The sequence below is a fragment of the Cupriavidus pauculus genome, assembly GCF_022179805.1.
Taxonomy (GTDB): Bacteria; Pseudomonadota; Gammaproteobacteria; order Burkholderiales; family Burkholderiaceae; genus Cupriavidus; species Cupriavidus pauculus_E.
On the sequence record NZ_BPUO01000001.1, the window covers coordinates 296,241 to 309,502 of the forward strand.

The window sequence follows — 13,262 nt, forward strand, 5'->3', positions numbered from 1 at the left end:
TTTCCAATGGCTATCGACAAGCCGTCAGCGCGCGCCGCACGTACCGTGTGTTGCCAGATGACGCTGGCAGGTCGTGGCCTCAATCAGGAACAACTTGAATACAGGTACCACTCCGTTCACCGTTTCGGTGTACCCCATCCAACAAGCCCCGGGCGTATGGTTCGCGAACTACATGATCTCGGAGTACAGAAACGGCGCCGAGCGCGTCGTCGCCAACGTCTCGATGCGGCATGCCACGCATGGCTCCGAAGCAAAGGCCAAGCAAGCCGCCCGTCGCGCGGGTGAAAGCGTTGCCGTCCGCATGCGGCTACAGCAGCCAGCACACGCACACCATCGCATCATCGCGTCACGCAGCGTCACGACTACGACTACAGAAAGGAGCAATCTTGGCTAAAGAAGAACTGGTGGAATTCGGTGGCAAGGTCTCGGAAGTACTCCCGGACAACCGCTTCCGTGTCGTCCTGGAAAATGGCTTCGAGGTCTGGGCGTATTCGTCGGGGCGACTGAAGAAGAATCGCATCCGTGTTCTGGCTGGTGACCGCGTCACGCTCGAGATGTCGCCGTACGACCTGACGAAGGGCCGCATCAACTATCGTCACAAGTAAGTCCTGATCGACGCCAACGGCGCGGCGCTGCCTCATACCGGCATCTTCGCCGCGTGCCCGTTGGTGTCACAGACACCGGGCAGTGCACCGCCGGGAAACCGACCCCAGAAAAAACAAAACCCCGGAAGACCGCGATCTTCCGGGGTTCGCCGCCTATACAGATGTATTGGCGGAGACGGAGGGATTCGAACCCTCGATCCAGGTTTTGGCCCGGATGCTCCCTTAGCAGGGGAGTGCCTTCGACCTCTCGGCCACGTCTCCCAAACTTTTGTTGTGCAAGGGAGGCTGCACAACAGAGCGCGTATTCTAGCGAGGCAGTTTCGACTGGTCAACGAATTTCTCGTGACCCGTGACAAAAATCACGTCAATCCCGCCGCGCCAGAATCAGAAGCGGATCACGCCTGATCCAGCTCGAACACCTTGTGCAGCGCGCGCACGGCGAGCTCCATGTACTTCTCGTCGATCAGCACCGAGATCTTGATTTCCGAGGTGGAGATCATCTGGATGTTGATGCCCTCTTCCGACAGCGTGCGGAACATCTTGCTGGCGATGCCCACGTGCGAGCGCATGCCCACGCCCACCACCGACACCTTCGACACCTTCGGGTCGCCCGACACGCTGGCGGCGCCGATATGGGCCTTGACGCTATCGTTCAGGATGGTCAGCGCGCGCTGGTAGTCGCCGCGCGGCACGGTGAACGTGAAGTCGGTCTTGCCGTCCACCGACTGGTTCTGGATGATCATGTCGACGTCGATGTTGGCGTCGGCGATCGGGCCCAGGATCTGGTAGGCGATGCCCGGCTTGTCCGGCACGCCCAGCACGGTGATCTTGGCCTCGTCACGGGCAAACGCGATGCCGGAGATGACGGCTGCTTCCATTTCAGAATCTTCCTCAAAAGTAATCAGCGTGCCCGAGTGCATTTCCTGCTCGAGCGGCGTCAGGGGGTCGGTCAGCGACGACAGCACGCGCGTCTTCACGCGGTATTTGCCGGCGAATTCCACCGAGCGGATCTGCAGCACCTTGGAGCCCAGGCTGGCCATTTCCAGCATTTCCTCGAAGGTGATCTGGTCCAGGCGACGGGCGTCTTCCACCACGCGCGGATCGGTCGTGTACACGCCGTCCACGTCGGTGTAGATCAGGCACTCGTCCGCCTCGATGGCGGCGGCGATAGCCACGGCCGAGGTGTCCGAACCACCGCGACCCAGGGTCGTGATGTTGCCTTCGGTATCGATACCCTGGAAGCCGGTGATGACCACCACCTTGCCAGCGTCGAGATCGCCAAGGATGCGTTCGTCGTCGATCGACTCGATACGTGCCTTGGTGTGGGCCGAATCGGTCTTCACCGGCACTTGCCAGCCGGTGTAGCTGACCGCGTCGATGCCTTCGCCGTGCAGCGCGATGGCCAGCAGGGCCACGCTGGCCTGCTCGCCGGTCGAGGCCAGCATGTCCAGCTCGCGCGGATCGGGCTGCGCGGAGATTTCCTTGGCAAGGCCCAGCAGGCGATTGGTTTCGCCCGACATGGCCGAAGGCACCACGACTACGCGGTGACCTGCGCGGTGCCACTTGGCCACGCGCTTGGCGACATTCTTGATGCGTTCCGTGGAACCCATCGAAGTGCCGCCGTATTTGTGAACGATGAGAGCCATCTTCTTGTCGACGCCAGCGGTTGTGCAAAGCACACGAAATTACACCAAGGGCCGCGCTGCGTAAAGGCAAAAAGGCGAAAAAACCCGCAAAACGTGGTGTAAATGACGCCGTTTTCTTGTGAAAAATATTCACAAGCGAAAATAGATCTGTCCCTAATTACGTCGGCGCCGCGTCCTTGCTGGGGCGATTTACGGGCTCGGGAGGGGTCGGCCAACCCACTCCACGCGCCATCGCGGGGCGTGATCTATCGGTGCCGGCCAGCGTCGATGCATGCCCAGCCCAGCGGCCAGCACCAGCCCATCCTCGCTCCATAGCAGCGGCAGATGCGCGCGCCGCCAGGCGGGAATCGCCGCTTCCTGATAGGCCTGCTTGAGCGCGCGTGCCGGGCCTCCGGGACGCAGGACGATGCGCTCGCCCCCTTCCCTGCCCGCCAGTCGCAGCGGACGTCGCAGCACCGATTCCGGCACGCCGAAATCGTCATCGCGCGCGAAGTGCAGTTCGCCGCGCCATGCCGGCACCACGATGCGTGCCTCGCCGCGCCATTCGAACAGGAACGGTGCGGGCATGGCGGCTGGCACCGCATGACAGGCCAGCACACGGTCCCGAAAGCGTCGCAGGACCAGGCCGTCATGCGCGATTGCTGGTTCGCCGCCCTCGTGTTCGATCAACTGGCCTCGCATCGCGGCCAGACGGGCCGTCGACGGGGCCTGGGCGCCGAGATCACGCAGCCAGTGACGCAGCACCGCGTCGGCGTGTTCAGGAGCCAGGGCGCGCAGGCCCGCAAGGTTCAGTTCTGAAATGGTGTCGGCATCGCGCCCCGCGCCGACCAGCCTGGCCAGCGATTGCGCGGCCTGCGCATCGAGCATGCCGGCGGCCTGCCCAAAATGCGCGGCGGCCTGGGTCACGTTGTCGTAGAGGGCCGGGAATGCCTGCAGCAGCGCCGGCAGATGCGCGCGCAGTGCGTTGCGGGCGAAGCGGGTATCGGCATTCGAGGGGTCGTCGATCCAGCGCAGGGCATGGAGCGCGCAATAGGCATCGATCTCAGCGCGCGAGACATCGAGCCATGGCCGCAGCAGTTGCACGTCGCCCTGCGCGTCCAGCGCGCGGCGCGCAGGCATGCCCGCCATGCCTGCCACTCCGGTGCCACGGAACAGCCGCAGCAGCACCGTCTCCACCTGGTCGTCGCGATGATGGGCAAACAGCAATAGCTGCGCGCCCTGCTCGCGGCACATGCGCCCCAGCGCCGCATGGCGCGCGCGGCGCGCCGCGGCCTCCAGGCCCTCGCCGGCCTTCGGCTGCACGCTCACGCGCGTGGTGGTCAGCGTGACGCCCAGCCCGGCACACAGTCCGGCGCAGAACACGTCCCACTCGTCGGCCTGCGCCTGCAGGCCGTGGTGCACGTGCAGCGCCACCAGGCGCGCGAGCGGCCAGGTCGACGCCAGCGCGGCACGCGCCGCGTGCAGCAGCGCGACGGAATCGCGCCCGCCGGACAGCGCCACCGCGACGGTGGCCGGTTGCGCATCGCCAGAAACGACAAAGGCCGCACTGGCCTGTAGAGCCTGTGCGACCTTGTCGGTCAGACGCGCGGTCAGGGGCGTCGGATCATCGGCACTCACATCATTCCTGGGCGCCGGTTTCCTTGAACTTGCCATAAGCCATCAGGCGCTCGTGACGGCGCGCCTGCAGTTCCTTGACGCTCATGCCCTGGAACTGACGCAGCGATTCGGCCAGCGTGCGCTTGAGCATCGTGGCCATGCCCTTCGGATCGCGATGCGCGCCGCCCAGCGGCTCGCTGACGATCTTGTCGATCAGGCCCAGCGCCTTCAGACGGTGCGCGGTCAGGCCCAGCGCCTCGGCGGCTTCCGGTGCCTTCTCGGCGGTCTTCCAGAGGATCGACGCGCAGCCTTCCGGCGAGATCACGGCATACGTGGCGAATTGCAGCATCTGCACGACGTCGCCCACGGCAATCGCCAGCGCACCGCCCGAACCGCCCTCGCCGATGATCGTCGCGATCAGCGGTACCTTCAGGCCAGCCATCACGTAAAGGTTGTGGCCGATCGCCTCGGACTGGCCACGCTCCTCGGCGTCGATGCCGGGGAATGCGCCCGGCGTATCGACGAACGTGAAGATCGGCAGGCCGAACTTGTCGGCCAGTTCCATCAGGCGCTTGGCCTTGCGGTAGCCCTCGGGCTTGGACATGCCGAAGTTGCGCAGCGCGCGTTCCTTCGTGTCACGACCCTTCTGGTGGCCGATGACCATGCACGCCTGCCCGTTGAAGCGGGCCAGGCCGCCGACGATCGACAGGTCGTCGGCAAACGCACGGTCGCCGTGCAGCTCATGGAAGTCGGTGAAGATCTCGCGCACATAGTCCAGCGTGTACGGACGCTGCGGGTGACGCGCGATCTGCGCAACCTGCCACGGGGTCAGGCTGGCGTAGATATCCTTGGTCAGCTGCTGGCTCTTGCCGGCCAGCCGCGAAATCTCTTCGGAAATATCGACAGCCGAATCGTCCTGCACAAAGCGCAGTTCTTCGATTTTTGCCTCGAGCTCGGCAATCGGCTGCTCGAAATCTAGGAAGGTGGTTTTCATAAAGACGCGGACCTGTCTGTGAAGGGGCGCATTCTACCGGAAAAAATCCACGGTACTGCTACCCAATATGTTGATTCCTATGCATTTTTGGCAGGAATCAACGCTCTCACTACGGAATTCTGTCTGCTTCGGTTACTAATACGTCACTGGAAGCGGGTCGAGACTACGCCACATGTACCAGGTGGCCACGGTGCGCCAGGGCTCCCAGTTGGCCGCTACCTCGCGCGCCTCGCTGCGTGTGACGGGTTCCCCACTGAAATAGTTGGCCGAGATCGCGTTGATCAGCCCGACATCGTCCAGCGGCAATACATTCGGCCGCATCAGATTGAACATCAGGAACATCTCTGCCGTCCAGCGCCCGATGCCGCGGATCTGCGTCAGCTCGGCGATCACGGCCTCGTCGTCCATGCCCGCCCATTCCTTGACGTGCACCGTGCCGGCCTTGAAATGCTCGGCCAGGTCGATGATGTACTCGGCCTTGCGTTTGGACAACCCGCACCCCGCCAGTTGTTCCGTGCCCGCCTTCAGAAACTGGGCCGGCGTCACACGCGGGCACAGCGTCACCAGACGTTCCCACACCGACTGCGCGGCCTTGACCGAGATCTGCTGGCCGACGATGGAGCGCGCCAGCGTGATGAACGGGTCGTCGCGCGACACCAGGTGCGCGGGCCCGTACGTCGGAATCATCTTGCGCAGGATGCGGTCGCGCTTCATCAGGTCGGCGCAGGCCTCGTCCCAATAGGCCGGGCGCACGGCGTCGACCACCGTTTCCACGGGCAGCGGTACGGCCTGGGCTTCGGGCAGGTCGGGCTTGCGACTCTTGGCGGCCTTGGCCGCCGGAACCTTGGCTGCCGGAATCTTGGCCGCAGGCGTCCTGGCCACATCCTTGGCCGCCACCCGGGGCGCCTGCTTGCCCGCCGTCTTGCCGGCAGGCTTGGGCGCCACGGCTGCAGGCTTCGGCTTGCGCGCGGCAGCGTTCAAGCACGCCTCCACTCGGTGGCACCGCCCGGCTTGTCTTCCAGCACCACGCCCGCCGCCAGCAGTTCCGCGCGGATGCGGTCGGCTTCGGCGAAGTTGCGCTCGGCCTTGGCGGCCCGGCGCGCAGCGATCTGTGCTTCGATCTGCTCGCCGCTCAGGCCATCCACGGCCACGCCACCCTGCAGGAAGGTATGCGGGTCGCGCTCGAGCAGGCCCAGCGTGCCGGCCAGCGCCTTGAGCTGGTGGGCAGCCTGGACCGAAGCCGTGCGATTGACTTCGCTGGCCAGGTCGAACAGCACCGACATGGCGATCGGCGTGTTGAAGTCGTCGTTCATGGCCTCGGCAAAGCGCTTGGCGTGCGGATCTTCCCAATCCACCGCGCAACCGCCGGGCTGCGTTTCCTTCAGGGCCGTGTACAGGCGCGTCAGCGCATGGCGGGCATCGTCCAGATGGGCGTCGCTATAGTTCAGCGGGCTACGGTAGTGTGCGCGCAGGATGAAGAAGCGCACGACCTCGGGGTCGTATTCCTTCAGCACTTCGCGGATCGTGAAGAAATTGCCGAGCGATTTCGACATTTTCTCGTCGTTGATGCGCACGAAGCCGTTGTGCATCCACAGGTTCACGAACGGCTTGCCGCTGGCGCCTTCGGACTGGGCAATCTCGTTCTCGTGGTGCGGGAACTGCAGGTCCGCGCCACCGCCGTGAATGTCGAAATGCTCGCCCAGCAGCGTGCAGCTCATGGCCGAGCACTCGATGTGCCAGCCCGGCCGGCCGCTGCCCCACTTCGAATCCCACTTGCTCTCGGGCGGCTCGCTTTCCTTGGCCGATTTCCACAGCACGAAGTCGAGCGGGTCCTGCTTGGCGTCGTTGGCGCTCACGCGTTCGCCAGCGCGCAGGTCTTCCAGCGACTTGCCGGACAGCTTGCCGTAGCCGTCGAACTTGCGCACCGAGTAGTTCACGTCGCCGTCGGCGGCCTGGTAGGCCAGACCCTTGGCTTCGAGCTTCTCGATGATGTTGAGCATCTGCGGCACGAATTCGGTGGCGCGCGGCTCGTAGTCGGGCCGGATGATGCCCAGCGCCGCCGCATCCTCATGCATGTACTGGATGAAGCGGGTGGTGAGCTGACCGATGGTTTCGCCGTTCTCGGCGGCGCGACGGATGATCTTGTCGTCGATATCGGTGATGTTCTGCACGTACGTCACATCGTAGCCGGCGGTGCGCAGCCAGCGGTGCACCATGTCGAACACCACCATCACGCGCGCATGGCCGACGTGGCAGTAGTCGTACACGGTCATGCCGCACACGTACATGCGGACCTTGCCGGGTTCGATAGGCACGAAAGGCTGCTTCTCACGCGCGAGCGTGTTGTAGATGTTGAGTTGCTGCATGGAGCGATGTGAGTGGGTGATGGTGCGGTGCGCGCCATGGCGCACGGGCCCCATATCTTACCGGAACGTTGCGGGTCCGGCCCGGGACGCGGTTCGGCATTGCGGCCTGTCCTGCACGCCGCGCCGCTTTGCTAGAATGCCGCGGAGTATAACGGACCGCCCTTACATGAGCCTGCACCTGCCTTTCCCGATTTCCGCGACCAGCCGCCGGGGCGCCGCCCGTTTCGCCGTGGCCGGCGCGCTGGCCACGGCCGCGCTGGTTGCCGCCCTGGCAGCCATGCCGGCCTCGGCACAGAACGGACCGATGACCGTGCCGGCGGCGCCGGCCGCCGTCAGCGGCGTGGCTTCGGCGGACCCCGGCATGGTGCCGGCGCAGAAGGCCGTCAACGACAAGCGCTACGAAGACGCCATCAAGCAGTACGACAAGGTGCTGGCCAGCAACCCGCGCAACGCCCAGGCCCGCTTCCAGCGCGCGTGGGCCATGGCGCAGGCCGGTCACGACGACGACTCGATCCGCGCCTTCTCCGAGATGGCGCAGGACTTTCCCGAGCTGCCCGAGCCGCACAACAACCTGGGCCTGCTCTACGCCAAGCGTGGCGACCTGAAGCGCGCCGAGGCCGAACTACTGCTGGCCATCGATGCCAAACCCGACTACGCGATTGCCTACAGCAACCTGGGCGACGTGTACCGCCGCCTGGCCGAAAACGCCTACGGCAACGCGCTGCGCCGCAATCCGGGCGACACGCGCGCCGCGGCCAGCCTGCGCCAGCTAGGCGTGGCAGCCCCGGCTCCGGCCAGTGCCCCGGCCGCCGCGCCCGCCAGGCGCAAGGCGCCGGCCAGCGCACCGGCGGCCCGCTAAGTCACGCGGCGGCGCCGGCACCGGCGCTGCCGCACCCCGATCTGCCTTACCTGTATTGAAAGACGGAGTTCCAGACATGACCCTTTCCCGCCGCATCGTCCTGGCCGGCCTGATGGCCACCGCCGCCGCCCTGTCCCCGCTGGCCGCCATGGCGCAGGGCGCCAGCCCGGCCGCCGCCGCACCGAAGGCCGAGCGTGTACAGTTCGCCACCAGCGCCGGCAAGTTCACCATCGAGGTGTACCCCGATGCCGCGCCCAAGACCGTGGCCAACTTCATGGAATACGTGAAGAGCGGGTTCTACAACGGCACGATCTTCCACCGCGTGATCAACGGCTTCATGGTGCAAGGCGGCGGCTTCGACCGCGACATGAAGGAAAAGGCCACGCGCGCGCCGATTCCCCTGGAATCGCAGAACGGCCTGAAGAACAAGGCCGGCACGGTTGCCATGGCACGCACGTCGAACCCGAACTCCGCCACCGCGCAGTTCTTCGTCAATGTGGTGGATAATCCGAACCTCGACTACCCGCAGCCCGATGGCAACGGATATGCCGTATTCGGCAAGGTGGTGGAAGGCATGGACACGATCGACAAGATCAAGACCTCGCCGACCACGGCCTATGGTGCCATGCGCAACGTACCGGCCGCGCCGATCGTGATCGAGTCTGCCACCGTCGTCACCAAGTAACTCTGCGCCCGCCCCCGCGCGGGCCTAACCGTCACCGTACAGAGGTAACCCATGAGCAAGGTACAACTCCAAACGACGCAAGGCGTCATCACCATCGAACTGGACGCCGAAAAGGCCCCGAAGTCGGTGGAGAACTTCCTGTCGTACGTGCGCAAGGGCCACTATGACAACACGATCTTCCATCGCGTGATCAAGAACTTCATGATCCAGGGCGGCGGTTTCGAGCCGGGCATGAAGCAGAAGGACACCGACGCGCCGATCGAGAACGAAGCCGGCAATGGCCTGAAGAACGACCGCTACACGGTTGCCATGGCCCGCACCAACGCCCCGCACTCGGCCACGGCCCAGTTCTTCATCAACGTGGTGGACAACGACTTCCTGAACTTCAGCTCGCCCACGCCGCAAGGCTTCGGCTACGCCGTGTTCGGCAAGGTCGTGGAAGGCACCGACGTCGTGGACGCCATCAAGGGCGTGCGCACTAACAGCTCGGGCTTCCACCAGGACGTGCCGATGGACGACGTGGTGATCCAGAAGGCCACCATCATCGAGTAATCCGACGGCAACGTTCCAATCCGACTGCGGCATGCCGCGCCGGGTGAACCCACCTGACCGAAACGCATGACCGCATTCGACCGCACGCCGGCGGCCGCACCAATCGAGGTGCAGGCGCCGGCGTGGTTCATTTCAGACCTGCATCTCACGCCCGGCATGCCCCGCACGCTGGCCGCGTTCGAGCGCGTGCTGGCGCAGGCCGGCAGCCAGGCGCGCACGCTGTTCATCCTGGGTGACTTCTTCGAGTTCTGGGTGGGCGACGAAGAGACCGCGACGCCGTTCGCGGCAGGCGTGGCCGCGGCATTGCAGCGACTGGCCCAGTCCGGTGTGACCATCTACCTGATGCACGGCAATCGCGATTTCCTGATTGGCCGGCGTTTTGCCAGGGCGGCCGGCGCCACGCTGCTGCCCGATCCGTCGATCATCGTCTGCAACGGCCAACGTGTGGTGCTGAGCCATGGCGACATGCTGTGCATCGACGATCCGCGCTACAACCGCTTCCGCCGGTGGACGCGCAAGGGCTGGGTGCAGCGACTGTTCCTGATGCTGCCGCTTGCCACGCGCCTGAAGATCGCGCGCCGGCTGCGGGCCGACAGCGAGGCGGGCCGCGCTCGCCATGACAGCCGGGACGACGGCGCCGCCCTGCCCGACTATGGCGATGCCGATCCTGCCGAGGTCGACGCACTGCTGGCAGCGAACAACGCGCGCACGCTGGTGCATGGCCACACGCACCGCCCTGCCCGCCACGCCCATGCCCATGGCGATCGCTGGGTACTGACCGACTGGGACCTCGATGGCCGCCATCCGCGCGCAGCCGTGCTGCAACTGGACGCCGGCGGCTTCAGCCTGCTGCCGCAGGTGGAATGACCATGCCCCCCATTCGGCAAACCGGACCACGCCGCGCAGCGTGCCGGGCCACGGCCTGGACGCCTATTTCATCAGGCGACGCAGCTCGCTCGCGTCGAAACGGTCATTCGGGGTGTTCTCGAGATGCTCGCCGAGCCGGTCGAGCGCGGCCAGCACGGCCTCGATGCGGTCATGCTGCTTGGCCGCGTTGTCGATCAGGCTCTTGAGCGCCAGCGATACCGGATCGTCGGCATTCGGCGTGATGCCGTAGGCCGAGAACTCCTGCCTGGCGCCCTGCTGCGCGGCCGGCGCGTCGGGCATGATGATGCGGGCCGGAATGCCCACCGCGGTAGCGCCCGGCGGCACCGGCTTGAGCACCACGGCATTCGATCCCACGCGCGCACCGTCACCGACCACGAAGCCGCCCAGCACCTTGGCGCCGGCACTGACCACCACGCCCGCACCCAGGGTGGGATGGCGCTTCTGGCCCTTGTAGAGCGACGTACCACCCAGCGTCACGCCCTGGTAGATCGTGCAGTCGTCGCCAATTTCAGCCGTTTCGCCAATCACCACGCCCATGCCGTGGTCGATGAATACGCGGCGCCCGAGCCGTACCGCCGGATGAATCTCGATACCGGTCAGCCAGCGCGACCAGTGCGAGATCCAGCGTCCCAGCCAGTGAAAACCGCCACCCCAGCACGCGTGCGCCAGGCGGTGGAATATCACCGCGTGCAGCCCCGGATAGCAGGTCAGTACTTCCAGGCGGCTGCGTGCGGCGGGGTCGCGCCGCATGATGGCATCGATATCTTCCTTCAGGCGAGTGAACATCTTGGTCGTGTCGTGTTGCCGCGCCGATGCGCCATTCACTGAGCGTGCAAACGCGTGCGAATGGTCGCCGGCGCGGTCATTAGCCGGTCGTGTACTTCTTGAATTGGGGGACGGCCTGGGCGCGTGCGAGCAGCGAGTGTAAGAGATTTGTACGCCTGCCGCCGAGCCCTGAGGCCATCAGGGGCTTTCGTGTCGCGGCGGCTTCAACATCGCGACGGCTGGCCAACGCCGGCGCGCGCGGCCACCTGGCGTGCAGCCAGTTGGGGCGATGCGTGGCGCGCGGGATGCCGCGCGTCTTGTGCCGGGTTGAACATCACGGTTGGTTTTCCTTGTTGCCGTCTTCTGCCTGCCCATTGTGGGCGTCTTGCCTGCCGGCGCTGCCGCCCGCAAGCATCATGCGCTTGGCGATGCCGCGCAGGATATTGACCTCTTCGCGTTCGAGTCCGGCCCGGGCAAACATGCGCCGCAGGCGCGGCATCAGTTTGCGCGGATTGTCCGGATCGAGAAATCCGATGGCCACCAGCCCCGCCTGCAGATGGCCGAACATCGACTCAACCTGCTCCGTCGTGGCGGGCTCACCAGCATAGCCGATATTCGGCGTACCGTCCGGAACGTCGCCCGTGCCATCCTGCGCCTCCAGCAGCGCCAGGCGCATCTCGTAGGCGATCAACTGCACCGCCTGCGCCAGGTTCAGCGACGCATAGGCCGGATTGGCCGGAATATGCGTCACGGCCGAGCATTGCAGCACCGCTTCGTTGGGCAATCCGTAGCGCTCGTTGCCGAAGACAAAGGCGATGACGCCGTCGTCGTCGGCCGCCAGGACCTCTCGGCCCCGCGCCGCGGCAGCGCGCGGCAACAGGCGCGGCGGGCCGAATTCACGCTGGCGCGCGGTCATCGCCACGGTGAACGCCGTGCCAGCCAGCGCGCTTTCGATGGAGTCGACGATGCGTGCTCCGGCCAGCACGTCGTCGGCGCCGCTGGCCATGGCCACCGCGTCGGGATGGGTCAGCACCGCGGCCTCGCGCGGCGACACCAGCACCATGCTGCCCGGCGCGTCGCCAAAGCCCATGGTCTTCATCGCCCGCGCGACGGAACCGACGTTGCCGGGATGGCTGGTTTCCACCAGCACCACCCGGACACGCGAAAAAATGCCGAAAGCGCCACTGGCGGCGGTATCCACGGGATCTGGCCCGGCCTGCGTATTCAGTGCGTCAGTCATCTGGAGTGCCCCACTGGGGACGTTTGCCGCCATCGACTCGTGCAGCGGGCCGGGTTCCTATACAATGCAGCCTTCCATTTGCGGGGCGGCGCCCAATCCGGCGACGCCCCTCGTTCTTCTACAATCTGTTGTGCTGTTCGGCCATTGCCGGGCTTCATCGCGCGCCGACCGCCATTTCGTGGCGGACGCCGCTGTGCGAATGCTGCCCGCGCGGCCCCTGGAGAGATTCATGCATCCGATGCTCAATATTGCCGTCAAGGCGGCCCGCAAGGCGGGATCCATCATCAACCGCGCGTCGATGGACGTCGACCTGATCCGCGTTACGCGGAAACAGCACAACGATTTCGTGACCGAAGTCGATCGCGCTGCCGAAGCGGCCATCATCGAGATCATCCGCACCGCCTACCCCGAGCACGCCATTCTAGCGGAAGAGTCCGGCCAGTCCTGGGCTGAAGGCGACGAGCAGAGCGAATTCACCTGGGTCATCGACCCCCTGGACGGCACCACCAACTTCATCCACGGCTTTCCGCAATACGCGGTGTCGATCGGCCTGCTGCACAAGGGCGTGCCGTCGCAGGCCGTGGTCTACGATCCCACGCGCGACGAACTGTTCACGGCCAGCAAGGGCGCTGGCGCGTTCCTGAACAACCGCCGCATCCGCGTGACGCGCCGCGACAAGCTGGCCGACTGCCTGATCGGCACGGGTTTCCCGTTCCGCGACCTCGAAGGCGTCGATGAATACCTGGAAATGTTCTCGCTGATGACGCGTAGCTGCGCCGGCCTGCGTCGCCCGGGCGCCGCCGCGCTGGACCTGGCCTACGTGGCCTGCGGCCGCCTGGACGGCTTCTTCGAACGCGGCCTGAAGCCGTGGGACATGGCTGCCGGCATGCTGCTGATCACCGAAGCAGGCGGTCTGGTGGGCAACTACGCTGGCGAATCGCGCCAGATGGAACAAGGCGAAGTGATGGCGGGCAACCCGAAGGCTTTCGCGCAGATGGTGCGCCTGCTGTCGCCGTTCTCGCTGGACAACGCCAAGCCCACCCTGAAGCCGATCGGCGAGTAATCA

14 protein-coding genes and 1 tRNA gene are annotated in these 13,262 nt (G+C 65.6%); 7 read left to right on the forward strand and 8 right to left on the reverse strand.

The genetic code is table 11. From position 1 onward, the window contains the following. Positions 1 to 94: 94 nt before the first annotated feature. Both MFF62_RS01515 and infA read left to right on the forward strand, forming a co-directional pair. Positions 95 to 394, forward strand: coding sequence for an isochorismatase (locus MFF62_RS01515; RefSeq protein ID WP_238259163.1), 300 nt, complete (start codon positions 95 to 97; stop codon positions 392 to 394). Further along, a complete protein-coding gene (infA, locus tag MFF62_RS01520) occupies positions 387 to 605 on the forward strand; it encodes a translation initiation factor IF-1 (RefSeq protein WP_238259164.1) in 219 nt (72 codons plus the stop codon). Before MFF62_RS01515 ends, infA begins: the two co-directional genes overlap by 8 nt. A gap of 167 nt (positions 606 to 772) precedes the next feature. On the opposite strand, the gene MFF62_RS01525 is transcribed toward infA, so the two are convergent. The 6 genes from MFF62_RS01525 to cysS all read right to left on the reverse strand — a co-directional run bounded on the left by MFF62_RS01525 (position 773) and on the right by cysS (position 7,207). Further along, positions 773 to 866, reverse strand: a tRNA-Ser gene (locus MFF62_RS01525). 134 nt (positions 867 to 1,000) lie between these two features. After that, entirely contained in the window at positions 1,001 to 2,251 is a 1,251-nt protein-coding gene (locus tag MFF62_RS01530; protein WP_238259165.1) for an aspartate kinase, read from the reverse strand. Positions 2,252 to 2,440: 189 nt separating this feature from the next. After that, entirely contained in the window at positions 2,441 to 3,904 is a 1,464-nt protein-coding gene (tilS, locus tag MFF62_RS01535; RefSeq protein WP_404990535.1) for a tRNA lysidine(34) synthetase TilS, read from the reverse strand. Next, on the reverse strand, positions 3,870 to 4,841 hold the full coding sequence (locus MFF62_RS01540) for an acetyl-CoA carboxylase carboxyltransferase subunit alpha (protein WP_238259166.1): 972 nt from the start codon (positions 4,839 to 4,841) through the stop codon (positions 3,870 to 3,872). The genes tilS and MFF62_RS01540 overlap by 35 nt, the downstream gene beginning before the upstream one ends. A gap of 135 nt (positions 4,842 to 4,976) precedes the next feature. Beyond that, complete coding sequence (locus MFF62_RS01545; RefSeq protein ID WP_238259167.1) at positions 4,977 to 5,822, reverse strand: DNA-3-methyladenine glycosylase family protein; 846 nt, start codon at positions 5,820 to 5,822, stop codon at positions 4,977 to 4,979. Continuing rightward, entirely contained in the window at positions 5,819 to 7,207 is a 1,389-nt protein-coding gene (cysS, locus tag MFF62_RS01550) for a cysteine--tRNA ligase (protein ID WP_238259168.1), read from the reverse strand. Before cysS ends, MFF62_RS01545 begins: the two co-directional genes overlap by 4 nt. A 166-nt stretch (positions 7,208 to 7,373) precedes the next feature. Between cysS and MFF62_RS01555 the strand changes: the two genes are divergently transcribed. The 4 genes from MFF62_RS01555 (at position 7,374) to MFF62_RS01570 (ending at position 10,170) form a co-directional block, all read left to right on the forward strand. Further along, positions 7,374 to 8,066 carry a tetratricopeptide repeat protein gene (locus tag MFF62_RS01555; protein WP_238259169.1) on the forward strand — a complete coding sequence of 231 codons (693 nt, stop codon included), beginning with the start codon at positions 7,374 to 7,376 and terminating at the stop codon, positions 8,064 to 8,066. A 76-nt stretch (positions 8,067 to 8,142) separates the two neighbouring features. Beyond that, the gene (locus tag MFF62_RS01560; protein ID WP_238259170.1) at positions 8,143 to 8,751 is read left to right on the forward strand and encodes a peptidylprolyl isomerase; all 609 of its coding nucleotides are present in this window, start codon (positions 8,143 to 8,145) and stop codon (positions 8,749 to 8,751) included. Between the two features lie 51 nt (positions 8,752 to 8,802). After that, complete coding sequence (locus tag MFF62_RS01565; RefSeq protein ID WP_238259171.1) at positions 8,803 to 9,303, forward strand: peptidylprolyl isomerase; 501 nt, start codon at positions 8,803 to 8,805, stop codon at positions 9,301 to 9,303. Between the two features lie 66 nt (positions 9,304 to 9,369). Beyond that, complete coding sequence (locus MFF62_RS01570) at positions 9,370 to 10,170, forward strand: UDP-2,3-diacylglucosamine diphosphatase (RefSeq protein ID WP_238259172.1); 801 nt, start codon at positions 9,370 to 9,372, stop codon at positions 10,168 to 10,170. A 63-nt stretch (positions 10,171 to 10,233) separates the two neighbouring features. Here MFF62_RS01570 and cysE read toward each other — a convergent pair whose 3' ends face one another. Continuing rightward, positions 10,234 to 10,977 carry a serine O-acetyltransferase gene (cysE, locus tag MFF62_RS01575; protein WP_238259173.1) on the reverse strand — a complete coding sequence of 248 codons (744 nt, stop codon included), beginning with the start codon at positions 10,975 to 10,977 and terminating at the stop codon, positions 10,234 to 10,236. A 313-nt stretch (positions 10,978 to 11,290) separates the two neighbouring features. Beyond that, complete coding sequence (locus MFF62_RS01580) at positions 11,291 to 12,196, reverse strand: RNA methyltransferase (RefSeq protein WP_238259174.1); 906 nt, start codon at positions 12,194 to 12,196, stop codon at positions 11,291 to 11,293. Positions 12,197 to 12,425: 229 nt separating this feature from the next. Here MFF62_RS01580 and MFF62_RS01585 point away from each other — a divergent pair, with 229 nt between their 5' ends. Next, positions 12,426 to 13,259 (forward strand): inositol monophosphatase family protein, encoded by an 834-nt coding sequence (locus MFF62_RS01585; protein WP_238259175.1) that lies wholly within the window; start codon positions 12,426 to 12,428, stop codon positions 13,257 to 13,259. Positions 13,260 to 13,262: the final 3 nt, after the last annotated feature.

Bases quoted from the DNA above. Each gene is read 5' to 3' on its own strand.
- cysE (WP_238259173.1), bottom strand. From the start codon at position 10,977: ATGTTCACTCGCCTGAAGGAAGATATCGATGCCATCATGCGGCGCGAC.
- tilS (WP_404990535.1), bottom strand. From the start codon at position 3,904: ATGGCAAGTTCAAGGAAACCGGCGCCCAGGAATGATGTGAGTGCCGAT.
- MFF62_RS01580 (WP_238259174.1), bottom strand. From the start codon at position 12,196: ATGACTGACGCACTGAATACGCAGGCCGGGCCAGATCCCGTGGATACC.
- MFF62_RS01570 (WP_238259172.1), top strand. From the start codon at position 9,370: ATGACCGCATTCGACCGCACGCCGGCGGCCGCACCAATCGAGGTGCAG.
- MFF62_RS01530 (WP_238259165.1), bottom strand. From the start codon at position 2,251: ATGGCTCTCATCGTTCACAAATACGGCGGCACTTCGATGGGTTCCACG.
- MFF62_RS01565 (WP_238259171.1), top strand. From the start codon at position 8,803: ATGAGCAAGGTACAACTCCAAACGACGCAAGGCGTCATCACCATCGAA.
- MFF62_RS01560 (WP_238259170.1), top strand. From the start codon at position 8,143: ATGACCCTTTCCCGCCGCATCGTCCTGGCCGGCCTGATGGCCACCGCC.
- MFF62_RS01555 (WP_238259169.1), top strand. From the start codon at position 7,374: ATGAGCCTGCACCTGCCTTTCCCGATTTCCGCGACCAGCCGCCGGGGC.
- MFF62_RS01540 (WP_238259166.1), bottom strand. From the start codon at position 4,841: ATGAAAACCACCTTCCTAGATTTCGAGCAGCCGATTGCCGAGCTCGAG.
- cysS (WP_238259168.1), bottom strand. From the start codon at position 7,207: ATGCAGCAACTCAACATCTACAACACGCTCGCGCGTGAGAAGCAGCCT.
- MFF62_RS01585 (WP_238259175.1), top strand. From the start codon at position 12,426: ATGCATCCGATGCTCAATATTGCCGTCAAGGCGGCCCGCAAGGCGGGA.